The 22,972-nt window shown below is 39.7% G+C and carries 24 protein-coding genes; 5 read left to right on the forward strand and 19 right to left on the reverse strand.

The window, feature by feature from the left end; all coding sequences use genetic code 11:
- Positions 1 to 2: 2 nt before the first annotated feature.
- A complete protein-coding gene (locus tag B5473_RS02560) occupies positions 3 to 1,076 on the reverse strand; it encodes a PIN/TRAM domain-containing protein (RefSeq protein WP_079523511.1) in 1,074 nt (357 codons plus the stop codon).
- Positions 1,077 to 1,360: 284 nt separating this feature from the next.
- On the opposite strand from B5473_RS02560, the gene B5473_RS02565 reads away from it, so the two are divergent.
- Positions 1,361 to 2,008 (forward strand): acetate uptake transporter, encoded by a 648-nt coding sequence (locus tag B5473_RS02565; RefSeq protein WP_079523512.1) that lies wholly within the window; start codon positions 1,361 to 1,363, stop codon positions 2,006 to 2,008.
- A 72-nt stretch (positions 2,009 to 2,080) separates the two neighbouring features.
- Here the strand turns inward: B5473_RS02565 and radA are convergent, their stop codons facing one another.
- From radA to B5473_RS02600, 7 genes are all read right to left on the reverse strand, one after another.
- Complete coding sequence (gene radA, locus B5473_RS02570) at positions 2,081 to 3,454, reverse strand: DNA repair protein RadA (RefSeq protein WP_079523513.1); 1,374 nt, start codon at positions 3,452 to 3,454, stop codon at positions 2,081 to 2,083.
- Between the two features lie 196 nt (positions 3,455 to 3,650).
- On the reverse strand, positions 3,651 to 6,095 hold the full coding sequence (locus B5473_RS02575) for an ATP-dependent Clp protease ATP-binding subunit (RefSeq protein ID WP_079523514.1): 2,445 nt from the start codon (positions 6,093 to 6,095) through the stop codon (positions 3,651 to 3,653).
- Positions 6,092 to 7,189 carry a protein arginine kinase gene (locus tag B5473_RS02580; RefSeq protein ID WP_079523515.1) on the reverse strand — a complete coding sequence of 366 codons (1,098 nt, stop codon included), beginning with the start codon at positions 7,187 to 7,189 and terminating at the stop codon, positions 6,092 to 6,094. The genes B5473_RS02575 and B5473_RS02580 overlap by 4 nt, the downstream gene beginning before the upstream one ends.
- Positions 7,186 to 7,728: a UvrB/UvrC motif-containing protein gene (locus B5473_RS02585; RefSeq protein WP_079523516.1), complete on the reverse strand. Its 543-nt coding sequence runs from the start codon at positions 7,726 to 7,728 to the stop codon at positions 7,186 to 7,188. Before B5473_RS02585 ends, B5473_RS02580 begins: the two co-directional genes overlap by 4 nt.
- Positions 7,729 to 7,740: 12 nt before the next feature.
- Entirely contained in the window at positions 7,741 to 8,205 is a 465-nt protein-coding gene (locus B5473_RS02590) for a CtsR family transcriptional regulator (protein ID WP_079523517.1), read from the reverse strand.
- A 203-nt stretch (positions 8,206 to 8,408) separates the two neighbouring features.
- Positions 8,409 to 8,714: a DUF4870 domain-containing protein gene (locus tag B5473_RS02595; RefSeq protein WP_079523518.1), complete on the reverse strand. Its 306-nt coding sequence runs from the start codon at positions 8,712 to 8,714 to the stop codon at positions 8,409 to 8,411.
- Positions 8,715 to 8,835: 121 nt separating this feature from the next.
- Positions 8,836 to 9,066: an acyltransferase gene (locus B5473_RS02600; protein WP_251690922.1), complete on the reverse strand. Its 231-nt coding sequence runs from the start codon at positions 9,064 to 9,066 to the stop codon at positions 8,836 to 8,838.
- 143 nt (positions 9,067 to 9,209) lie between these two features.
- Between B5473_RS02600 and B5473_RS02605 the strand changes: the two genes are divergently transcribed.
- Positions 9,210 to 10,523: a globin-coupled sensor protein gene (locus B5473_RS02605; protein WP_079523519.1), complete on the forward strand. Its 1,314-nt coding sequence runs from the start codon at positions 9,210 to 9,212 to the stop codon at positions 10,521 to 10,523.
- Between the two features lie 57 nt (positions 10,524 to 10,580).
- On the opposite strand, the gene B5473_RS02610 is transcribed toward B5473_RS02605, so the two are convergent.
- From B5473_RS02610 to adh, 5 genes are all read right to left on the reverse strand, one after another.
- Positions 10,581 to 11,069: an acyl-CoA thioesterase gene (locus tag B5473_RS02610; protein WP_079523520.1), complete on the reverse strand. Its 489-nt coding sequence runs from the start codon at positions 11,067 to 11,069 to the stop codon at positions 10,581 to 10,583.
- Positions 11,070 to 11,133: 64 nt separating this feature from the next.
- Positions 11,134 to 12,564, reverse strand: coding sequence for an aldehyde dehydrogenase family protein (locus B5473_RS02615; RefSeq protein WP_079523521.1), 1,431 nt, complete (start codon positions 12,562 to 12,564; stop codon positions 11,134 to 11,136).
- 32 nt (positions 12,565 to 12,596) lie between these two features.
- Positions 12,597 to 13,571, reverse strand: a complete 975-nt coding sequence (locus B5473_RS02620) for a DUF4003 family protein (RefSeq protein ID WP_079523522.1) — start codon at positions 13,569 to 13,571, stop codon at positions 12,597 to 12,599.
- 113 nt (positions 13,572 to 13,684) lie between these two features.
- Positions 13,685 to 14,041: a DUF779 domain-containing protein gene (locus tag B5473_RS02625; RefSeq protein WP_079523523.1), complete on the reverse strand. Its 357-nt coding sequence runs from the start codon at positions 14,039 to 14,041 to the stop codon at positions 13,685 to 13,687.
- 17 nt (positions 14,042 to 14,058) lie between these two features.
- Positions 14,059 to 15,585, reverse strand: a complete 1,527-nt coding sequence (adh, locus tag B5473_RS02630) for an aldehyde dehydrogenase (RefSeq protein WP_079523524.1) — start codon at positions 15,583 to 15,585, stop codon at positions 14,059 to 14,061.
- A gap of 358 nt (positions 15,586 to 15,943) precedes the next feature.
- Here adh and rluF point away from each other — a divergent pair, with 358 nt between their 5' ends.
- From rluF to B5473_RS02645, 3 genes are read left to right on the forward strand one after another with little or no spacing between them, the layout of a single operon-like run.
- The gene (gene rluF, locus B5473_RS02635; RefSeq protein WP_079523525.1) at positions 15,944 to 16,648 is read left to right on the forward strand and encodes a 23S rRNA pseudouridine(2604) synthase RluF; all 705 of its coding nucleotides are present in this window, start codon (positions 15,944 to 15,946) and stop codon (positions 16,646 to 16,648) included.
- Between the two features lie 51 nt (positions 16,649 to 16,699).
- Positions 16,700 to 17,095, forward strand: coding sequence for a DUF6904 family protein (locus B5473_RS02640; protein WP_079523526.1), 396 nt, complete (start codon positions 16,700 to 16,702; stop codon positions 17,093 to 17,095).
- 37 nt (positions 17,096 to 17,132) lie between these two features.
- Complete coding sequence (locus B5473_RS02645; protein WP_139377671.1) at positions 17,133 to 17,423, forward strand: DUF6904 family protein; 291 nt, start codon at positions 17,133 to 17,135, stop codon at positions 17,421 to 17,423.
- Positions 17,424 to 17,490: 67 nt separating this feature from the next.
- Here B5473_RS02645 and B5473_RS02650 read toward each other — a convergent pair whose 3' ends face one another.
- The 6 genes from B5473_RS02650 to B5473_RS02675 all read right to left on the reverse strand — a co-directional run bounded on the left by B5473_RS02650 (position 17,491) and on the right by B5473_RS02675 (position 22,934).
- Positions 17,491 to 18,198 carry an ABC transporter ATP-binding protein gene (locus B5473_RS02650; protein WP_079523528.1) on the reverse strand — a complete coding sequence of 236 codons (708 nt, stop codon included), beginning with the start codon at positions 18,196 to 18,198 and terminating at the stop codon, positions 17,491 to 17,493.
- A gap of 1 nt (position 18,199) precedes the next feature.
- Entirely contained in the window at positions 18,200 to 18,976 is a 777-nt protein-coding gene (locus tag B5473_RS02655; RefSeq protein ID WP_079523529.1) for an ABC transporter ATP-binding protein, read from the reverse strand.
- A complete protein-coding gene (locus B5473_RS02660) occupies positions 18,973 to 19,911 on the reverse strand; it encodes a branched-chain amino acid ABC transporter permease (protein ID WP_079523530.1) in 939 nt (312 codons plus the stop codon). The genes B5473_RS02655 and B5473_RS02660 overlap by 4 nt, the downstream gene beginning before the upstream one ends.
- A 9-nt stretch (positions 19,912 to 19,920) precedes the next feature.
- Positions 19,921 to 20,796, reverse strand: coding sequence for a branched-chain amino acid ABC transporter permease (locus tag B5473_RS02665; RefSeq protein ID WP_079523531.1), 876 nt, complete (start codon positions 20,794 to 20,796; stop codon positions 19,921 to 19,923).
- Between the two features lie 76 nt (positions 20,797 to 20,872).
- The gene (locus tag B5473_RS02670; RefSeq protein WP_079523532.1) at positions 20,873 to 22,084 is read right to left on the reverse strand and encodes an ABC transporter substrate-binding protein; all 1,212 of its coding nucleotides are present in this window, start codon (positions 22,082 to 22,084) and stop codon (positions 20,873 to 20,875) included.
- Between the two features lie 244 nt (positions 22,085 to 22,328).
- Positions 22,329 to 22,934, reverse strand: a complete 606-nt coding sequence (locus B5473_RS02675; protein WP_079523533.1) for a class I SAM-dependent methyltransferase — start codon at positions 22,932 to 22,934, stop codon at positions 22,329 to 22,331.
- Positions 22,935 to 22,972 lie beyond the last annotated feature (38 nt).

Consider the following 22,972-nt stretch of genomic DNA (forward strand, 5'->3'; position numbering starts at 1 on the left):
TCCTAATCCTCTTTTGGCTTGGCAAAAATCATTCGCCCTGCCGATGTTTGAAGTACGCTCGTTACAGTAACTGTAATCGCCTGGCCAATATAGCTTCGGCCGCCTTCTACTACAATCATTGTTCCGTCATCTAAATAGGCAACACCTTGATTGTGTTCTTTCCCGTCTTTAATGACAACGACTTGCATATCTTCACCCGGAATAACGACCGGTTTCACCGCGTTTGCCAAATCATTAATATTCAATACTTGTACACGGTGCAGTTCACAAACTTTATTTAAATTGAAATCATTCGTCAATATTTGAGCACTCATATTTTTTGCTAAGCGAACAAGCTTTAAGTCCACTTCAGACACATCTTCAAAATCCACTTCCGTAATAAGTACCTTCGAAGCACGTTCGTCCTGAAGACGTTTTAAAATATCGAGACCTCTGCGACCACGCGTACGCTTCAATGTATCAGATGAATCCGCAATATGCTGGAGTTCTGTTAATACAAACTGAGGCACGACTAAAATCCCTTCAACAAAGCCTGTTGTAGAAATATCGGCAATACGCCCATCAATGATGACACTCGTATCCAGTAATTTGTACTGCTCCTGAACTTCCTTGACAGATCCGTCACTTTGACGCTTTTTCGTAGATTTCCCGGAAAAAATCTGCAATAGCTCATCCCGTTTACTGAAACCTAACCGGAAACCGAGATAGCCCAGAACAATGGATAAAATAGCAGGAACAACAGCGGTAATAACAGGAATGTTCATTTGATTGATTGCGACACCGACCAATGTTGCTACACATAGTCCTACGATTAAACCGAGTGTACCAAACAGTAAATCCGCTGCAGGTAATTTAAATAATACTTCCTCTAACCAAGTAATTAATTTTACAAAGTAATCAGATAATGCAAACGATAAAACGAATAATAAAGCAGCACCTATCGCAACACTGAAGTATGGATTATTAAGCCAAGGATTGGATGATAAGTTCATGAATGCATATAAGGGCGGTAAGAAAATAAGGCCTAATGCTCCACCGATAAATAAAAATGCTACTTGAATTATTTTCTTCAACATTTGTTTCACCTCCTGTTAATAATTATACATGTAAAGTTTCATTCATGCGAAGTCCAGGTACCAAAAGCAAGGGCAAATAATCAACAAAATGCAATTACATTCCAATATTAGGATTTTACCCATTTTTTAAGATTATTCCCTATTTTTTTAGTTAGATTTACGCGATATTAATTCAAAAATGACGTACCTCATTCTAATTTCCCACTACCGGTAGTTTAATCAAATTAATGCATATATTATTTTAGTATAATAGAAAATTTCAACTTAGAAGAGGTGAATACGTTTTGAATACTGCAAAAGAAGTAAAAATTTCTACTGCCGACCCGTCTGCAATTGGTTTATTCGGTTTGGCGATTGTAACATTTGTTGCTTCCACTCAAAAATTAGGCTGGACAGATGGCTTAGGTTTGGTTATTCCTTGGGCAATATTTTTAGGAGGTATTGCACAATTTTACGCACCTGTATTAGATTCAAAGCATAATAATACATTTGGTACGACGGCATTCGGCGCATATGGTTTGTTCTGGATGGGCGTAGGCATGAGCTGGTTCGTTCAAGCCGGTGTATTTGGTGCAACATTACAGGCATCTGCTGATACAACCCAGCTCGGTGTTGTGTATTTAGGTTATTTAATCTTTACCCTATTTATGACGATTGGTACAGCTGAAACAAATAAAGTTCTATTCGCCATTTTCGTCATGATCGACTTCTTATTTATCGGTCTGGCATTAAGCTCATTTGGAATTATGGAGCACGGCATGCATTTACTTGCAGCTTACTCTGAGTTAATCATTGCTCTTTTATCACTTTATGGTGCGGGGGCCAATGTATTGAACAAGCATTTCGGCTTCAACTTCCTGCCGATTGGAAAGCCTTTTGGCATTTTCACAAGAGAAGCATTTTTAAAGAAAGAAAAAACGGTAAAAGCATAATTATAAATAGGCATGAAAAGTATTTTCACTTTTCATGCCTATTTTTAGATTGTATTACTAAAAACGTATTTCCTATAAATTTTGGAAAGATTCTCGCAGTGCATCGCTGATTGTTTCGACGCCAACGACTTGAATGTCCGGTGGGAATTCCCAGCCACCAATATTTGAAGCTGGAATAAAGGCACGTTTAAATCCTAGCTTTGCCGCTTCCTGTACACGTTGTTCAATTCTCGAAACGCGTCGTACTTCGCCAGTTAACCCGACTTCCCCGATAAAGCAGTCTGTCGGACGTACTGTCTGGTCTTTAAAGCTTGAAACAATACTTGTTAATACAGCTAAATCAATCGCCGGTTCATCCAGCTTCACACCACCCGCAACTTTAATATAAGCATCTTGTGCCTGAAGCATCATTCCCATGCGTTTTTCCAATACCGCCATTAAAAGCTGTACACGGTTTTGATCAACCCCCGTTGCCATACGCTTAGGATAATTGAAGCTCGTTGGTGTAACAAGAGACTGTATTTCTACCAAAATCGGACGTGTCCCTTCCATTGATGCAACGATCGTTGAACCTGGGGCACCTTGCGAACGTTCCTGTAAAAACAGCTCAGATGGATTCAATACTTCCTTTAACCCTCCATGGAGCATTTCAAAAATCGCTATTTCATTTGTAGAACCAAAACGGTTTTTCTGACTGCGTAAAATTCGGTGGTTATGATGACGTTCCCCTTCAAAGTAAAGCACCGTATCTACCATATGTTCTAAAATACGCGGTCCGGCAATCTGCCCTTCTTTTGTAACATGACCAACAAGGAAAATAGCAATATTTTTCGTTTTTGCAATACGCATCAGTTCCGCTGTACATTCACGCACTTGCGACACACTGCCTGGTGCACTTGTTACTTCCGGATGATGTACCGTTTGAATCGAATCGACAATAACAAATTTCGGTTGTACTTCATCAATTGTTTGATTTAAAAACTCCAGATTCGTTTCCGAATAAATATAAAGCTCCGGCGTATGTACACCTAAACGTTCAGCTCGCAGCTTCGTTTGACGTACAGATTCTTCACCGGAAATATATAAAACACGTTTTCCCTGATTGGAAAGAAGCGCCGATACTTGCAGTAGTAAAGTCGATTTCCCGATACCCGGATCACCGCCTATTAGTACTAGTGAACCTGGTACGATACCGCCTCCGAGTACACGGTTGAACTCATTCATTTCTGTAGCGATACGTGTTTCTTCCTGTACCTCCACATGAATAATAGGTGTTGCCTTTGTAGCGGTTGTAGAATGCTGGAACGCACCGCGCGGACCTTTTGTGATGACTTCGACTTCTTCATTCATCGTATTCCACTCACCACAGCCAGGACAGCGCCCCATCCATTTTGCCGCTTCATAGCCACAGCTGCTACACATAAATTTAGACTTCTTTTTTGCCATTTTACTAGCTCCTTCGAATGTTTGTTCCTATAATTGTACACGAAACAAAATCGAATACCCACTAATCTGTCACGAAATTCATTTTAGGCTAGTGTTTCCCATAAAAATAATTTCTGTTTAGTTTGTATTCCCCGTTTTCTAACGACGAGAGTGCAAAAACAGACGAAGCAGGAATTACCCGCCTCGTCTGTTTTTGTTAATTCGTTGCTACTTTTTCTTGTGTGCGTACGACAAACTCATCATCTGCATAGTCCAGTACGACTGTTTGCGTTTTATCCAATGTACCTTTTAACAGCTCTTCGGATAAGCGATCTTCCACATGTTTTTGTAATGCACGACGTAATGGACGCGCACCATATTGCGGATCATAGCCTTCTTCCGAAATTTTCTCAAGCGCTGCATCTGTAAGTTGCAGTTCGATATCCTGCTCTTTCAGACGATTTGTTAAAGAGTTCGCCATTAATGATACGATTTCTTTTAAGTGATCCTTTTCTAATGAATGGAACACGATCATTTCATCAATACGGTTTAAGAACTCTGGACGGAACGCTTTTTTCAGTTCTTCCAGCATTGTGTTCTTCATGTCTTTGTCTTTCGATGCATTTACACCTGCACCGAATCCTACATGCTTGCGGTATTTCAGAGCATCTGCCCCAACATTCGATGTCATAATGACTACTGTATTGCGGAAATCAACAACACGGCCTTTTGAGTCAGTTAAGCGGCCGTCTTCCAACACTTGTAATAAGATGTTGAATACATCCGGATGCGCTTTTTCGATTTCATCTAACAGTACAACCGAATATGGTTTGCGGCGGACTTTTTCTGTTAATTGACCACCATCGTCAAATCCTACATAGCCTGGAGGTGAACCGACTAAACGAGAAGTCGAGTGTTTCTCCATATACTCGGACATATCTACACGGATCATCGCATCTTCATCACCGAACATTACTTCAGCAAGTGCTCGTGCTAGTTCCGTTTTACCTACACCTGTAGGTCCAAGGAAGATAAATGAACCGATTGGACGTTTCGGATCTTTTAAACCTGCACGTGCACGGCGGATTGCACGAGAAATTGCCTCTACTGCTTCACCTTGACCAACTACACGTTTGTGTAATTCTTCTTCAAGGTTTAATAACTTCGCAGATTCTGCCTGTGCGATTTTCGAAACAGGAATTCCCGTCCACATTGCCACCACTTGTGCGATGTCGTCTACATAAACTGTAGACTCTTCTTTGCCTTGTTTTTCTTTCCACTCTTTTTTCAGTTGTTCAAGCTCTTGTTTCAGCTTCTGCTCTGTATCACGCAATGCAGCTGCTTTTTCAAATTCCTGTCCTGAAACAGCGGCATTCTTTTCAGACTTGATGCCTTCCAGTTTATCTTCCAACTCTTTTAAGTTAGGTGGAACAGTATAAGAGCGTAAGCGCACTTTCGAACCAGCTTCATCAATTAAGTCAATTGCCTTATCCGGTAAGAAACGATCTGAAATGTAGCGATCCGATAATTTTGCAGCCGCTTCTACCGCTTCATCCGAAATTTTCACACGGTGATGTGCTTCATAGCGGTCACGTAAACCATTAATAATTTGGATTGTTTCTTCAACAGATGGCTCATCAACTTGGATTGGTTGGAAACGACGCTCTAATGCCGCGTCTTTTTCGATATATTTACGGTACTCATCCAATGTTGTCGCACCGATACATTGCAGTTCGCCACGTGCCAATGATGGTTTTAAAATATTCGACGCATCAATTGCACCTTCAGCGCCACCTGCACCGATCAATGTATGAAGCTCATCGATGAATAAAATAATATTGCCAGCCTGGCGAATTTCATCCATCACTTTTTTCAGACGGTCTTCAAATTCCCCACGATATTTCGTACCTGCAACAACTGTACCCATATCAAGCGTCATTACACGTTTATCGCGCAGTGTTTCCGGTACTTCGTTATTGATAATTTGCTGTGCCAAGCCTTCTGCAATAGCCGTTTTACCGACACCAGGTTCCCCGATCAGTACCGGGTTGTTTTTTGTACGGCGTGACAGTACTTCTACAACACGTGTAATTTCTTTTGAGCGGCCGATAACCGGGTCAAGTGAGCCTTCACGCGCTACCGCTGTTAAATCGCGGGCTAGACTATCAAGTGTTGGTGTATTTACTGTTTGTGTCATGCTGGAATTACCGCTATTGTTTGAATCGTTATTGCCTAATAGCAGTAAGACTTGTTGGCGTGCTTTATTGATGCTTACACCTGTATTCGCCAATACACGGGCAGCAACCCCTTCACCTTCACGAATTAAAGCTAATAAAATATGCTCTGTTCCGACATATGCATGCCCTAACTTACGTGATTCATCCAATGAAAGTTCGATTACCTTTTTAGCTCGTGGTGTGTAATGTACGATTGGGCCTACATCTTCAGTTCCTTTTCCAACGAGTTCTTCAATGCCAGTTTCAATCATTTGAGGGCTAATATTAATTGCTTCCAAAGCTTTAGCGGCAATTCCGCCACCTTCACGAATTAAGCCAAGTAAAATATGTTCAGTTCCGATTTCTTTATGCTTAAGACGAATTGCCTCTTCTTGAGCAAGTTGTAATACCTTCTGAGCACGTTGTGTGAATCGATTAAACATCATAGAAAATCCTCTCCTTTTTCCCCATTGTTTGTAGCTTCATCTTGCTCGTTTAACTTTTCTTGCAACAGCTTCGCACGATACATATCGCGTTCTGCCGGTTGTAACGTAGTACCAATATATTGCTGAATGAGTCCAGGTTGCATAATAAGCATGCATTCATTTAGTTTACGCTGTGAAATTGCTTCTAATAATCCTAAACTTACCCCAAGACGCACATTTGATAAACAGCTTGCCGCTTCTTCACTCGTTAAAATTTTTGCATACTTCAATGTACCAAGCGAACGGCTTAAGCGGTCTTCCAACATCGAGGGAGCACGCATCAGCAAATTTTTGCGGGCAAGTTCTTCTTTTTTGATTACTTGCTCTACAACATCCTGAAGCTCCTGCAAAATCATTTCTTCTGATTTACCTAATGTGATCTGGTTAGATATTTGATAAATATTCCCTAAATTTTCACTGCCTTCCCCATATATTCCCCTCACAACCATTCCTAATCTTGTCATCATCTGAATTAATGGATTCATCTGTTTCATCATTGTGAGTGCTGGTAAATGGAGCATGACAGAAGCTCGAAGTCCTGTTCCGACATTTGTTGGGCAACTTGTCAAATAACCATAGCGGTCTTCATATGCATACGCGATTGACTTACTTAAGTAGCGGTCAATATTGCGAGCCTTATCAAATGCTTCTTTTAAATTCATCCCTTGAGTAAGACTCTGTATGCGAATATGATCCTCTTCATTTACTAATATGCTAATGGATTCATCTTTTGTTAAAAAAAATGATCCAATTTTTTTTCTTCGTGCCAAATTCGGGCTGATCAAATGCTTCTCCACTAAAATTTGGCGTTGTAAAACCGGCATATCTTTTATTTGGAAATAGGAAAACTGATATGGGTTGTTATCCGAAGCTAATAATGACTTCATCATTTTTTCTTCAATTATTTGTGCTTCCTGTTCTGTAAAACTTATCGGAAATCGAGTATTGGCAATATTACGAGCAAGCCGAATGCGCGTGCTAATGACGATATCGGAATCGCTTTCGTGTTGCATCCAGCTGGGACTGGCATTCGTTAAAAAATGCTCGATGTTCATGCGTTCCCCTCACCTTCCTGTTTTATTTTACTTTCCAATTCCCTTACTTCATCACGTATGGAAGCTGCATCTTCAAAACGCTCTTCCGCAATAGCTTGCTGCAGTGATGAACGGAGCTCTTGGATTTGTTGTTCTACTTTTTCTTTTGAAGGTCCTTCTTCCACATACCCTACATGCTGAGTACCTGCCTGAAGACGTTCAAGTAGCTGTGGTAATTGCTCGCTAAATGTTTCGTAACATTGACCGCATCCAAATTTTCCTTGCTTTAAAAACTGTCGGTACGTAAACCCACAGGAAGGACAGGATTTTGGGCTGTTTGTATTAGTTGTCGTACTTTCTTTCTTTGCATTCACAGGTACAAAATTGAACCAATTTGAAATAAGCTGCTGAAGAGATGCAGGCTCTTCATTTACGTCAAATTGAAATGGATGAAATTGAGTGGCACATACTTCACAGTAGTGACGCTCTACTTTTTGACCATTGTGAACTTGAGTAACGGTAACATTGGCATGACGCTGTTTACAATGCTCACATATCATAATAATCCACCTCTACTTTTCAAAAGAAATCGTTTGTAGCATTGCATGCATAATACGTGCTCTTAACTGATCACGCAGCGGTAAAGCTACCTGTAATGTGACTCGATCTAAAGCGGCCTTCATAATGCTTGCTTCTCGCTCTGTAATAATGTCCTCATCCAATAACCGGAAAATAATACGTTCAGCATTAGTCTGAGCTATTTCGTTACCTATTTGTGTTTCCATTTCGTCCAGTAGATTTTTCTTAGAGTGGATTGTTACACGCAAAATCCGAATATAACCGCCACCACCCCGCTTACTCTCTACATAGTAGCCATGCTCGGTCGTGAAACGCGTATTGATAACGTAATTGATTTGGGAAGGAGCACAGGCAAATTGCTTTGCTAATTCATTTCGCTTTATTTCAATAAGTCCCTGTCCCTCTAATTCAATAACTTCCTTCAAATACCCTTCAATTATGTCAGATATATTCCTCATGCTGTCTCTCACCTCTTATCAACTGACTTTGACTATCTTTGACTTAAATATACAATATTTATTTTTCGAAATGCAACTAATCACTCTTGTTTTAGGTTTCCCTATTTTTACATTAATAAATCCCTATTTATGTAAAAAAAAGCGATAAGGTGTTTTTAAACAAACCTTACCGCTTTTATGAACTTTGCCAAATTGAGGATAAATTATACCCAGCGTCCGACAATTGGATAATTCCAGTGCTGATCAGATAATGCTTTTACAATACCGATGACAGGTGCAATCCAGAAAATGAGTAAAAATACTAATAGGAATGGTAAACCAATTAACAATACAGAAAGAACTCCTGCAATTGCTATTAAAATTCCGAATACGACTTGGAAAAGCAATGCTTGGATTGCTGTACGCTTTACTTCATCTTCAGAACTTATTAAGAAAAACAGAATCGGTACTAGGAACGGAGCAAAGAATGCACTGGCATGAATAATGATTTTCGACCATTTAGATTCCATTTGTTATCAACCTCACTTTAGTTTATTAGCTTATTTACGGATAATATTCGTAAAAGTTTCATAGAGAGGACAAAAATCCCGAATTTTTTATTTCGAGATTTCTTTTGGTGTCTATATTTGATTAATATGGGCCTCTATCTTTCGGGTTATCCCCTTCCTGCGGGAATAAAAAGTAGGAAATAACTGCGGTTAAGATGGTTGCTCCAATAACTATTAAAATCCGGTCGCGGTCGCCTACTTCTGCATAATTGTTTACGAGCATAATATACGAAGCGATCGCCACCCCAAGTGACAATGGTAAAACAAATTTCAAACGCCCTTTATGAAACTTCATCATTACAACGCCTTTCACTATTTACTGCATCCATTTTAATAGTTATATTACCTCAAATACAAATTACTGTAAATTTTTAATCTTTATAGAAATATTAATGATTTCATCCGATATAAACAGTAAAATAGTATTATTTAATAATACATGAATCGAGGAAGAACATGGGTATTCTGTTTTCAAGAGCAACAAAAGTTTCAAACAAGCCTTATTTTGAAATTGCAAATTATGCACAGCAAGTAAACCTGGATGTTTCAAACTATCCTAACTTACATAAACAGCTTCAATTGCTAAAATTAACGAAAGAGGATTTAGCCGTGATTAAACAGCTTGAGCCTTTTGCACAACAAGTTGTTCCAGTTATGGTGGAGAAGTTTTACGGTGCAATCAGCTTAAGTCCGGAGCTCGTTGATATTATAGGAAGTTCAGCTCGAATGGAGCGTCTGAAAGGGACATTAACAAAGCATTTAGAAGCGATGTTCAACTGTAATATCGATTCAAATTATATAGAGGAACGACAAACGATTGCGCATGTCCATGTTAAAATCGGACTGCAATCGAAGTGGTATATTGCATCATTCCAATCGCTAATGACAACGTTTATCGACTTTACCAGTCAAATTGAAATGTCGAATGAAGAAATGGCTAAAGCTATTAATGCTTTTTCAAAACTAATCAACTTCGAGCAGCAGCTTGTGATTGAAGCATATGAAAAAGAAGAGCAGCGCATTCGTACTGAAAGTTTGGAAATGAAATACCGGATTGTAGAGCGAATTCAACAAACTGCACAAGAGTTAACGCATATTAGTGATCAGACAAATGCCTCATTGCAGGAAATCGCGAGTCAAACCGAAGAAATTGCTTCCAACACAACACAGGGATTGAATTTAGTAGCGGAAACAGAAAATAAATCAACGACAGGGACTACATATTTAGTTAACCAGACAGCCATCATGACAAACATTTTAGATCGTGTGGACACACTTGAATCATCAATGGTTAAACTACGTCAATCATCCAAAAAAATTGCTGAAATTGTAGGGTTAGTAACAGGGATTGCCGATCAGACAAACTTGCTTGCATTAAATGCATCTATTGAAGCAGCACGTGCAGGTGAACACGGGAAAGGATTTGCCGTAGTAGCTGATGAAGTTCGAAAGCTTGCTGAGGAAACTAAAAATGCGGTACAAAACGTATCTCATTTAATTAAAGAAACCGAACTTAGTATTTCACAAATGTCCGACTCTGTTTCAAGTGTTGATGAACAAGTAAAAATGAGCGTGGATACGCAAAAGAACTTGGCGGATTCCTTTACATCGATTACAGAAGCCGTACATGGCATCAAAACACAATATGAAAACACGAATGAAGACATTCATGCGATATCATCAGTTATTACCGGTTTAACACATACATCTAACAATGTTTTAACATCATCGGATTCATTGCTCCACATTGTGCAGGAACTGCATGATTAATTTTGCTTAAATACTAAAGGGATATCAAATGCAAAATGCTATTTGATATCCCTTTTTTTATGCACGGCGTTTCTTTGATAATGCTCGCTTCTGTTTCCGGTGCTCCTGACGAATCGGACCGGTTTCAAATAAATGGCGTTCGAAATCTGTTTCCGGTTCAACACCCGGCACTTCTTTCGGCTTGCCGTTTTGGTCGATCGCGACCATCGTTACGAATGATTCCGTCGTTAATTTCTTTGCACCTGTTTTAATATTTCTTGATACAACCCGTACATATACTTCCATCGAAGTACGACCTGTTCCGGATACAACAGCTTCTAACTCAATCATATCACCTGCATAGGCAGAGGATACGAAATCTACTGAGTCAAAAGAAGCAGTGACGACTTCACCTTGGCAATGTTTCATTGCAGCAATCGCCGCAATTTCATCAATATATGCTAACACTTTTCCTCCGAATATCGATTGATGATGATTTGTATCAGGAGGTAGTACTAATCGTGTTTGGATAGATTTTGAAAAGCTCATAGGCAGAGTATTTTTCATAATCTTCCTCCTTTCTAAACTACACTCCATGTTACTATTCAGAAGATGGAAGTGCTAGTACAAACTATTCATAATTCAACTTCATTGTAATAAATTTTAAATCGGTCATTTCTTCCACTGCATACTTAATGCCTTCTTTACCGTAGCCGCTCATTTTGACGCCCCCATACGGCATATTGTCTACACGGAACGTTGGAATATCGTTAATGATCACTGCGCCTGCTTCAATCTCTTCAGCAGCTTTCATGGCATCTGTTAATACATTTGTGTAAATACCCGCATTTAACGCAAGCTCCGATCTGTTTACAAGGGCAATCGCCTCATCCAGCGTTTCATACGGCACAATGGATACGATTGGTGCAAAAGTCTCCTCACAAACAATCCTCATATCAGGCTTTACATTCGTCATGACCGTTGGAGAGCATGTGCGCTCTGTAAATTCAGCTCCTGCTGCAACCGTTGCACCTTGCTGTTTCGCCTCTTCAATCCAGTTTTTTATACGGCTAACTTCATCAGGATGAATCATTGCACTCACATCTGTTTTTTCATCATGCGGATCTCCGACAACTAGTTTCTTTGTCTCTTCAACAAATAATTTTGTAAATGCCTCATAAATTGAAGTATGAACATAAATCCGTTGCAATGAAATACATACTTGTCCGGCAAATCCAAATGCACCGCCTACACCACGCTTCATAATCTTTTCAAGCGGTGTTGAAGGTTCTACAATGAGTGCCGCATTTGAACCAAGCTCTAGTGTAATTTTTCGCAAGCCGATTTTTTCTTTAATCTTTAAGCCAACCGCGCCACTACCTGTAAATGTCACCTTTTTTACAAGTGGATGTGTTACGAGTGTTTCGCTCAATTCCCCGCCGCTGCCTGTCACAATTTGCAATGCGCCATCCGGTAAACCTGCTTCTTTGAAGATTTCAGCCATTGCAAGTGCACTTAACGGCGTTTGGGATGCAGGTTTTAATACAACTGTATTCCCTACAGCAAAAGCTGGACCTAATTTATGGGCTACAAGATTAAATGGAAAATTAAATGGGGTAATCGCAGAAACTACGCCTAATGGAACTCGTTTCGTATAACCAATTCTGTCTTTTACACCTGGCGCTGCATCCATCGGAATCGTTTCGCCTGTACTTTGTTTTGCCGCTTCTGCAGCGAACTGGTATGTCGCAATCGTACGTTCTATTTCGGCAATACCTGCTGATATCGGTTTTGCCGCTTCATCCGTCAATATTTTTGCAAGTTCTTGTTTTCGTTCCCGCATGATCGTTACGACCTTGTATAAAATTTCGGCGCGTTCATAAGCAGTCGTTTTCTTGAATGCCCGGAATGTTTGATGTGCGCCTTCAATTGCACGCTCCACGTCCGCTGCCGTTGCTTTTGCTACATTTGCAAGTACTTCTCCTGTATAAGGTGCTGTTAACTCAGTCGTTTCGTTCGTACTTTCCCATTGGCCATTAATCCATAATTTTGTCTGTTTCATTTAATTCACTCCTCCATTATTGTTTACCCATATTAAAAAGATATATCGAGAATATCGAATGCTAATAAAAATGGGATATCACCTATATAATCGCTCATCGCAAGAGCCTGCATAAATAATAAACTATCGTTGAAATCGGATAACATATCGTTTTCGATGAAACTTTTCAGCACATACTGGGCAGCGGTCATTAAAGCATACGCCTGCATATCCATAAACATCGGAAGCTTGACGAGTGCCCGTTCCATTTCTACAATTTCATCGACAACTTCCGATGTAGCTCCTGCTAAAGCAAGCAAGGATAAATATGGATAAAACCTTTTCTTCACATTCACGCCACTATTGATAAATGACTGCTTCATCGCAACTACATAATCAACCAATACAGGCTGAAATTCCTCATCATACAATGGCAATAGCTGTGTCATTGCCTGTAGAGCATCCCCATTTTTAAACCCTTTACCGTGTAATGCATCATAGTATTTCCGCATTGTTTCGGCAATCTTAACCGGGTCACTTTGCTTTCTCGTCAGTAAAACCGCATATGGGATATCATCTTTGCCCGTCAGAAAGAAATGATACTTTTTCATTTCGTCATGTAAGATTTTTGCTTTTTTTGCATGTGCTTCGTCTATTAAAAAAAGAGCTGCAATTCGTTGATAACCACTGCTTTTAAACCCTGCTTTCAATAACGCCTTTTCATTGAAATTTACTCGCTGAAGCTCCTGTTCAGGCTGTGGATGCAAGACGAAATGGGCTAACATCTTATACGTTAAAACTGATCTATTTGATGTCGTAGAGAAGAACTCGAAGAATGATTGCTTGGATTTTTGGCTATGTATATCTTTTACATTTTTCTCGAATAAAGGACCGTTAAATGTTTCACGTGAAAATGTAAATTGTACCGCTAACGGTATCCGGGCATTGCTTTGAACATCCGCTCCGAAAAATAGCTCCATCCGCTCATTATTATTTTTAAGTAACTGTATAAAAGCTGTTTGATCCATCAGTTCACACTCCTACTTATAATTATACGCCTAAATTTTTGAAGTGAAAAAAATATGCTTTTTTCCATAAAAAAAGAATGCTGATTGTCGAACCAGCATTCCCTTTTATAACTTTATACTTGAAGCTCATCAAGCTCTTCTTTTGTGAAGGCCCTTGATCTAGATAAAAAGCGCTTCCCTTCGACGCCTTCCAACGAAAACATTCCACCACGTCCATCGACAACATCGATAATAATCTGTGTATGCTTCCAATAATCATATTGGTTTTTGTGCATATAAAACGGACTTCCGCCAATATGACCAAGCAATATATCCTGGTTGCCGATAATTAAATCGCCATCAGGATAACACATTGGGGACGAACCATCACAGCAGCCTCCGGATTGATGGAACATAACCGGTCCGTGGCGTTCTTTCAACTTCTCGATTAATTGCAGTGCTGCATCGGTTGCTATAACACGTTCAACCAAATTTTGCACCCCCTCTCTTAGAAGAAGCCTAAGCGGTTTTCATCATAGCTTACTAAAAGGTTTTTCGTTTGTTGATAGTGGCTTAACATCATTTTATGGTTTTCGCGTCCTACACCACTCATTTTGTAGCCGCCAAACGCCGCATGTGCCGGATATGCATGGTAGCAGTTCGTCCATACACGTCCTGCCTGAATGCCGCGTCCGAAGCGGTAAGCGGTATTCATATCACGTGTCCAAACGCCTGAACCCAATCCGTATAACGTATCATTTGCGATTTCCAAAGCTTCTTCTTTCGTTTTAAATGTTGTTACAGCAACAACCGGGCCGAAAATTTCCTCTTGGAAAATACGCATTTTATTATGACCTTTAAATACAGTCGGTTTAATATAGTAGCCTTCTGCAAAATCGCCGCCTAAATCATTTTTCTCACCGCCGATTAAGCATTCCGCGCCTTCTTCTTTACCGATTTGTAAATAAGATTGGATTTTCTCCATTTGTTCTGATGATGCTTGAGCACCCATCATTGTATCTGTATCTAAAGGGTTACCTGTTTTAATTGCTTCTACACGCTTTAATACGCGCTCCATAAATTTCTCGTAAATCGATTCCTGAATAAGTGCACGAGAAGGACATGTACATACTTCACCTTGGTTTAAAGCGAATAATACGAAGCCTTCCACCGCTTTATCCAAGAATGCATCGTCTGCATCCATAATATCTTCAAAGAAAATGTTCGGTGATTTACCGCCCAATTCAAGAGTAACAGGAATTAGATTTTGCGATGCATATTGCATAATAAGGCGACCTGTCGTCGTCTCACCGGTAAACGCAATTTTACCAATGCGCGGATTCGAAGCTAACGGCTTTCCTGCTTCTAAACCGAAGCCATTCACAACATTCAGCACACCTGGCGGAAGTAAATCTTCAATCAGCTCAACAAGCACTAAAATGGATGCTGGTGTTTGCTCAGCCGGCTTTAATACGACACAGTTTCCTGCGGCTAAAGCAGGGGCCAATTTCCAGACAGCCATCAATAACGGGAAGTTCCATGGAATAATTTGTCCAACTACACCGATCGGCTCATGGAAGTGATATGCCACTGTATTTTCATCAATCTGACTAAGAGACCCTTCCTGTGCGCGTAAAGCACCCGCAAAGTAGCGGAAGTGATCAATGCCCAAAGGTAAATCTGCATTCAATGTTTCACGTACTGCCTTACCGTTATCCCATGTTTCTGCAACGGCCAGCATTTCTAGATTTTGTTCCATACGATCTGCAATTTTAAGTAAAATATTCGAGCGCTCAGTTGCTGATGTCTTACCCCAGGCATCCTTTGCTGCATGTGCTGCATCTAAAGCAAGTTCGATATCTTCTTCCGTAGAACGCGCCACTTGAGTAAATACTTTACCAGTTACAGGGGTAATATTGTCGAAGTATTCCCCTTTTACTGGCGGTGTCCATTTACCCCCGATAAAGTTGTCGTAACGCTCCTTGAAATTTACTAATGCGCCATCCGTGTTTGGATTTTGATACACTGCTGCCATTGAAATCTCTCCCCTTTGCACAAATTATGGTGACCATACCTTCTCGTTAAAAGGCAGTGCTGAAATTCATGCTGTAAAGCTCACTCTTCTGTGAGAGGTATCTTCATCTATTATATTGTCAGAAAAGTGGAATCATTTCAAATATTAAACTACAATTTTCTGATTATTTTATTATTCTTTCTCCACTCTATTATACTGAAAATGAAGAGAATACTATAATAAAAATGTATAAAATGGGTAAATTCCAGTAAAGATAGATTTGTTCATTATATAATTAAGCGTCATTTTGAACGAAGAATTACAAAATTACAGATAAACTCATGTATACTGAAGATATTCTATTAGTAGGTGAAAAATTATGAGAATCAATAAATTTTTAGCAGAAACAGGCATCGTGTCACGTCGCGGTGCAGATAAATGGGTAGAAGACGGCCGCGTAAAAATCAATGGAGTTGTTGCGACAAATGGCAGCCAAGTTGAAACAGGCGATGAAGTATTAGTTGACGGCAAGCCTGTAAAAAGACAGGAAGAACTAGTCTATATTGTACTGAACAAACCTGTTGGAATTACGAGTACAACGGAAAAGCATATCGAAGGTAATGTTGTGGATTTTGTAAACCACCCGCTGCGTATTTTCCATATCGGACGTTTGGATAAAGATTCGGAAGGATTACTGCTTCTTACGAATGATGGAGATATCGTCAACGAAATTTTACGGGCAGAAAACCACCATGAAAAGGAATATGTTGTGCAGGTAGACAAGCCGATTACTGATCAATTTATTCGTGACATGAGCTCGGGCGTGGAGATTTTAGATACAACGACATTACCTTGCCGAGTAGAAAAGGTATCATCAAAAGTATTTAAAATTATTTTAGAGCAAGGATTAAATCGCCAAATTCGCCGTATGTGTTCTGCTCTAGGCTATTCTGTACAGCGATTACAGCGCATTCGTATTATGAATATTCATATCGGCAATTTAAAAGTCGGACAGTGGCGTGACCTTACAGATAAAGAAAGAAATGAACTATTCCAGTTACTGAACTACACACCAAAGCAATAAGGGCTGTTCTCATAATGTGAACATTCCTTTATGTGCAAAGGGGGTATCATCATGCTGACAATTAAACCAACTGAAAATTTAACAGGATTAACGGTAAGTGGAGATTATTGGAATTTAGATGATATTATTCACGCAATTTATGAAGTAATCGGGGAAGAAAAGCGCTACTTTCATTATGAAGGAGTAAGACAGCGCTTATTATCATTTTGTTTAAAAATGCGCCAGGCTTCCAAAGGCGAACACCAAATTGATTTCGTGCCGAATGGTATGAATAAAGAGACGAAAAAGAAAATGAATGCCATTATTCCTGAACGAAATATTTATTACGGGGTTAATTTTTTATTGCCTGAGCTAGTCTTTGCAGCACTGGCATTAAATGATTTCATTTCTCTTTATAAACAGACTATAAATAATTCGGAGTGGAGCATCGCTGTTACCGGTTCGTAAATTTCAGGCACTTGTTGCTGACGCGATTGCCTCTTTCATGACAAAGGAGCATTACGTGGCTTTCTTAACGAGGCTTCATACAAAATCGCCTTTGTTCCATCAGTATGCAACGCAGTATGTTGATATTTTAAATTTGGAGTATTTATCATTATCCAAAGAGGAACGTGCAGCACATATTACATCGTTCGCTTTCCGCTTTTTAACAGAGGATGAGACATATAAAGTGCTCATTCAGCAGCTTTTAGGGGTGACGAGCATTTCAAAGCAATCATTCCATGAAGTGGAGCTCACATTCAAATATCCAGAAGAGGATACGATCGTTTGGTAGCCTTTGTAGGAGTCTTAATGAAACAAGTCCGCTATTTTCAATTTGAAAGTAGCGGACTTGTTTTATTCTATAATCCGCCTAAATAAGCGGCTCTTACTTCATCGCTTTCCTGCAGTTCTTTTGCTGAACCTGTCAGGACGATTTTGCCTGTTTCCAAAACATAGGCACGGTGGGCGACAGATAATGCCATATGTGCGTTTTGTTCTACAAGCAGTACCGTCACGCCTTCTTTGTTAACCATTTCGATAATGTTGAAGATATTTTTTACCATGAGCGGCGCAAGACCCATTGATGGCTCATCCATGATGATCAGCTTTGGCTTAGCCATTAGAGCCCTGCCCATCGCAAGCATTTGCTGTTCACCGCCTGATAACGTCCCTGAAAGCTGCTTACGTCGTTCTAACAGACGAGGGAATAACTCAAATACATGATTTAAATCCTTTTTTATAGCCTCTCTGTCATTTCGTAAATAGGCACCTAATTCCAGATTTTCTTCCACTGTCATATTTGAGAATACACGACGGCCTTCCGGTACATGGGAGATTCCTGCCTTTACAATCGATTGTGCCGGCTTTCCATCAATTGCTGCACCTAAATACTCAATCGAGCCGCGCTTTGGTTTCAGTAAACCTGAAATTGTTTTTAGCAATGTGCTTTTCCCTGCTCCATTGGCACCGATCAGTGTAACAATTTCACCTTCTTTTACTTCGAGGGAGATTCCTTTCAATGCTTGGATATTACCATAGAAGACATCGATATCATTGATTATTAGCATATTATTCTGTAACCTCCTCACCTAAGTACGCTTCAATTACTTTCGGGTTTGAACGTATTTCATCAGGTGTCCCATCAGCAATTAATTGTCCGTGATCAAGCACGTAGATCCGTTCGCAAATCCCCATAACTAAGTTCATATCATGTTCGATCAATAAAATTGTTAAATCAAATTCCTTACGAATGAAAGCAATAAGCTCCATTAAATCATGTGTTTCCTTTGCATTCATCCCTGCTGCCGGTTCATCCAGCAATAATAGCTTTGGTGCGGCAGCTAATGCTCGGGCAATTTCCAGGCGACGCTGCATTCCGTATGGCAAGTTTTTCGCAAGCTCATCCCGGTATACATCAAGCCCGAAGATTTTCAAAAATGCCAACGACTCCTGTTCCATTTTCTCTTCGCCTTTAAAGTGACTTGGTAAACGGAAAATGCTCGAAACTAAATTATGTTTTGCCAAACCATGGTTTGCGACCTTTACATTATCCAGTACAGATAACTCTTTAAATAGGCGGATATTTTGGAATGTCCGGCTAATTCCTTGACGTGTCACTTTATAAGGATCCAAACCGCCAATTGATTTTCCATTGAATAGAATTGTGCCTTCCGTTGGTGCATATACACCTGTCAGCATATTAAAAGTTGTTGTTTTCCCTGCACCATTCGGACCGATTAAACCAATCAGCTCTCCTTGTTTCATATGCATTTCTACATTTTGAACAGCTTTTAAACCACCAAACTGAATACCTAGGTTCTCTACTTTTAGAAGTGCACTGCTCATACGCGTGTACCTCCTTTTTTACCAAACTTGAAGTATGCTGTAATTTCTTTTGAGCCTAATAAACCTGTCGGACGATAAAGCATAACTAATATTAAAATCAGCGAGTAAATAATCATCCGCGTTTCCGGGAAGTCCTGTAAATACGTAGAAACGAATGTTAGCAATACTGCAGCAATAACAGAACCAGATAAACTGCCCAAACCGCCCAAAACGACGAATATTAATATATCAAATGATTTTAAAAATCCGAATGCAGTCGGCTGAATAATATAGTAGTTATGGGCATAGATCGCACCCGCCACTCCTGCGAAGAAAGAACCGATTGCAAAAGCGACAACCTTATAATACGTTGTGTTGATACCCATTGCGTCAGCTGCAATTTCATCTTCCCGTATCGAAATACACGCACGACCGTGACGTGAATTCGTAAAGTTGGAGATGACGAGAATGGTAATGAAAGTTGCAAAAAAGGCATATGTCCATGTAGACTGATGGGCAACTTGCAAACCTGCTGCACCACCTACATAATCGGTATTCACAAATACAATTCGAATGATTTCAGCAAACCCGAGCGTCGCAATCGCCAGGTAGTCACCTTTTAAACGAAGTGATGGAATACCTACAAGTAATCCGGCAAGTGCTGCAACAATAGCACCAATTAAAATAGCTGTAATAAATGGCATGCCAAATTTCATTGTACAAATAGCCGATATGTAAGCTCCGACAGCGAGGAATCCTGCATGCCCTATCGAAAACTGACCTGTAACCCCGATAATGACATGTAAACTTACCGCCAAAATAATATTGATACACATAGCGATGAACATATTTTGATAGTAGAACTGGATAACACCGTTGGAAATCAATAATTGAACAACTGCATAAATCACAAGTGCTAGGACGGCATAACCCCAAAAGATTTTCGATTTTTTCATGCTGTTCACCTACACTTTCTCGCGTGTATTTTTACCGAAAATACCCGCTGGACGTAATATTAGAATTAAAATCAGGATGACAAATGCGGCTGCATCTCGCCATAATGAATATCCGAGCGCCGAAACGACTGTTTCAACAACCCCTAGTACAAGACCGCCTACCATTGCCCCCGGAATAATGCCAATACCACCTAAAACAGCGGCAATGAAAGCTTTAATACCAGGCATAATCCCCATTAACGGATCGATACGTGTATAGTAAATACCAAAAATTACGCCCGCAGCTCCTGCCAATGCAGAACCAATTGCGAATGTAGCTGAAATTGTATTATCTACGTTAATGCCCATTAAGCGAGCTGCATCTGCATCATGGGATACCGCGCGCATCGCTTTACCGATTTTTGTTTTATGAACAATGAATTGTAATAAGATCATTAAGAAAATCGAAACAGATAAAATAAAAATTGCTAATGTACTGATCTGTGCACCGAAAATTTCAATATTCTTCGTTGCAAATACATTCGGATATGCCTCTGGAGAAGGACCTCTAAAGAAAATTACCGTATACTCGATTAAAAGTGAGACACCGATTGCCGTAATAAGAGCTGCGATCCGGGTTGCATTACGGAGTCGTTTATAAGCGACACGCTCTATAATTACTCCGATGACAGCACATAATATCATCGCGATAATAAGGGCTAAAAAGACATTCATTTCCCAACGAGCAATGGCATAAAAGCCGATAAAGGCACCAAGCATGAAAACGTCACCGTGGGCAAAATTGATGAGCTTAATAATTCCGTATACCATCGTATAGCCTAGTGCGATTAATGCATAAATACTACCTAGCGAAATACCATTCACTAATTGTTGGATCCATTCCATACAGTTCACTCCTTTTTTCTCTATTAATGTATGAAAAAAAAGGGAGGCTAGTTCCGCCCCCCTTACTCGTAAAAAATTAAGGATTAACTTTAGAGTTGAACTGTTGTTTGCCGTCTACGAATTCTAGAACTGTTGCTGATTTTACTGGGTTGTGGTTTTCGTCAACTGTGAAAGTACCTGTTACTAAGCTTAAATCTTTCGTTGCTGCAAGCTGTTTCTGAATTGCTTCACCTGTAATGTCTCCATCTACACGTTTGATTGCATCTACGATAAAGTAAATAGAATCATAACCTAATGCATGGAAAGCGTTTGGTGATTGGCTGTACTCATCATTAAATGCTTTAACGAAATCCTGAATTTTTGAATCCGGATCTTCAGACGAGTAGTGGTTCGTAATAAACGTATTATTTAACGCATCAGCACCAGCTAATTCAATTAATGTTGGCGAGTCCCAACCATCAGCACCCATTAACGGAACGGTAATACCTAATTCACGGGCTTGTTTTACGATGATTCCTACTTCCTCATAGTACCCAGGGATAAAAATGAAATCAGGATTTTTCCCTTTAATGTTAGTTAATTGAGATTTAAAGTCTACGTCCTTTGCAACATACGCCTCTTCAGCGACCACTGTTCCACCGTTTGCAGAAATAGTCTCCTTGAATGATGCCGCTAAACCTTTTGCATAATCTGAAGCATTATCCGCGAAAATCGCCACATTTTTAGCTTGTAGTTCATTAGTCGCGAAGTTTGCTGCTACCGTCCCTTGGAATGGGTCGATGAAACATGTACGGAATGCATATTCATTTATTGAGCCATCCTCGTTTACTGTTACATTTGGCGCAGTACCTGAGCCTGTAACCATTGGAACTTTATGCTGAGCTGCAATTTGTACTGTTGCTACCGAGTTACCTGAAGTAGCTGGCGCCAACATTGCCACTACCTTTTCCTGTTCTGCCAATTTCATCGCAGCAGAAGTTGCTTCAGCTGTTTCTGATTTATTGTCGACTGGAATGTACTCCAGCTGTTTGCCATCTATACCGCCTGCTGCATTAATTTCTTCAATCGCCAATTTTGCACCATCATTAATCGATGATCCGTAAGAAGCTACAGCACCAGATAATTCTAAGTTTGCTCCGATTTTAATAGTGTCGCCAGCTGCATTACCGCCGCCATCCGATCCAGAAGAACTAGAGGTATCATCACCGCACCCAGCTAACGCCCCTGTTAATAATGCTGTTGCCATGAATAATGAACCATACTTTTTTGTCTTTTTGTGATTTGTCATCATCATTTCCCCCTTAGTCATACTACAAATGTTAGATATTTCTGATAATTATAACCAATACCTTACATTCGCACAATCTAAATTTTCAATATTCAGAATAAATTTTACGAGAATAATATAAACAATTATTCCAACTTCTGTATTGTAAACGAATAGCAATTATTAGTCTAGTACGATTATTCTGTTAATTTTATGTATTCTAAATTTACAATCTATTACTTTCTACTAATAAAAAAATCGCCGTTTATTTTTCCGGAATCCGAAAAACGACGATACGTTCATTTTCATTTTTTTCATGGCGTAATTTTATATCCAAATAACAATGAAGTAACTGCTCTTGTTGTAAAAAATCCGTATATTCAGGGGATGGATAATATAAAATAATATCTACCATTCGCGGATATAACATGATGGAGTCCATAACATGCTTCATAAACTCACGAAATACGTGAATCGAAAAGGGGTTGAAGAAGAAAAAGACATTATCATACTTTGTAATTTCATATGTTTCGGCAATGATATTCAAAAATTGTATCGGGGCTTGTTTCTTCTTTACTTTTTTTAAATATTGCTCTGCATTATGCACGGCTTCTGTAAAAAACTTCTGATCCATTTCAATACCTATAACCGGAATATGGAAGCGATGATATATATAAATAGGAACTCGCCCTTTCCCGCAGCCGATATCCAGAAAACGTGCATTAGCCGGCAGCTCGTAGCATTCGAATAATTGTTCCAGCCCGCTGTAAGGTGTTGGTTCATAGCGATGGTACTTTGCTAATTTTGGAAAACCGTATTGATAACCGGTCGTTTGAATGTTTAGCATATGATCATATTGCTGTTCGTTCATTCGTTCACCTCACAAATTTATTGAAAATTTTATGTTAC

The sequence above is a fragment of the Solibacillus isronensis genome (assembly GCF_900168685.1).
Lineage (GTDB): Bacteria > Bacillota > Bacilli > Bacillales_A > Planococcaceae > Solibacillus > Solibacillus isronensis_A.

Bases quoted from the DNA above. Each gene is read 5' to 3' on its own strand.
- B5473_RS02610 (WP_079523520.1), bottom strand. From the start codon at position 11,069: ATGAAAAATACTCTGCCTATGAGCTTTTCAAAATCTATCCAAACACGA.
- B5473_RS02665 (WP_079523531.1), bottom strand. From the start codon at position 20,796: ATGGAATGGATCCAACAATTAGTGAATGGTATTTCGCTAGGTAGTATT.
- B5473_RS02620 (WP_079523522.1), bottom strand. From the start codon at position 13,571: ATGGATCAAACAGCTTTTATACAGTTACTTAAAAATAATAATGAGCGG.
- B5473_RS02655 (WP_079523529.1), bottom strand. From the start codon at position 18,976: ATGAGCAGTGCACTTCTAAAAGTAGAGAACCTAGGTATTCAGTTTGGT.
- B5473_RS02585 (WP_079523516.1), bottom strand. From the start codon at position 7,728: ATGATATGTGAGCATTGTAAACAGCGTCATGCCAATGTTACCGTTACT.
- radA (WP_079523513.1), bottom strand. From the start codon at position 3,454: ATGGCAAAAAAGAAGTCTAAATTTATGTGTAGCAGCTGTGGCTATGAA.
- B5473_RS02605 (WP_079523519.1), top strand. From the start codon at position 9,210: ATGGGTATTCTGTTTTCAAGAGCAACAAAAGTTTCAAACAAGCCTTAT.
- B5473_RS02675 (WP_079523533.1), bottom strand. From the start codon at position 22,934: ATGAACGAACAGCAATATGATCATATGCTAAACATTCAAACGACCGGT.
- rluF (WP_079523525.1), top strand. From the start codon at position 15,944: ATGAGAATCAATAAATTTTTAGCAGAAACAGGCATCGTGTCACGTCGC.
- B5473_RS02640 (WP_079523526.1), top strand. From the start codon at position 16,700: ATGCTGACAATTAAACCAACTGAAAATTTAACAGGATTAACGGTAAGT.
- B5473_RS02650 (WP_079523528.1), bottom strand. From the start codon at position 18,198: ATGCTAATAATCAATGATATCGATGTCTTCTATGGTAATATCCAAGCA.
- B5473_RS02560 (WP_079523511.1), bottom strand. From the start codon at position 1,076: ATGTTGAAGAAAATAATTCAAGTAGCATTTTTATTTATCGGTGGAGCA.
- B5473_RS02660 (WP_079523530.1), bottom strand. From the start codon at position 19,911: ATGAAAAAATCGAAAATCTTTTGGGGTTATGCCGTCCTAGCACTTGTG.
- B5473_RS02595 (WP_079523518.1), bottom strand. From the start codon at position 8,714: ATGGAATCTAAATGGTCGAAAATCATTATTCATGCCAGTGCATTCTTT.
- adh (WP_079523524.1), bottom strand. From the start codon at position 15,585: ATGGCAGCAGTGTATCAAAATCCAAACACGGATGGCGCATTAGTAAAT.
- B5473_RS02590 (WP_079523517.1), bottom strand. From the start codon at position 8,205: ATGAGGAATATATCTGACATAATTGAAGGGTATTTGAAGGAAGTTATT.
- B5473_RS02575 (WP_079523514.1), bottom strand. From the start codon at position 6,095: ATGATGTTTAATCGATTCACACAACGTGCTCAGAAGGTATTACAACTT.
- B5473_RS02615 (WP_079523521.1), bottom strand. From the start codon at position 12,564: ATGAAACAGACAAAATTATGGATTAATGGCCAATGGGAAAGTACGAAC.
- B5473_RS02670 (WP_079523532.1), bottom strand. From the start codon at position 22,084: ATGACAAATCACAAAAAGACAAAAAAGTATGGTTCATTATTCATGGCA.
- B5473_RS02645 (WP_139377671.1), top strand. From the start codon at position 17,133: ATGACAAAGGAGCATTACGTGGCTTTCTTAACGAGGCTTCATACAAAA.
- B5473_RS02580 (WP_079523515.1), bottom strand. From the start codon at position 7,189: ATGAACATCGAGCATTTTTTAACGAATGCCAGTCCCAGCTGGATGCAA.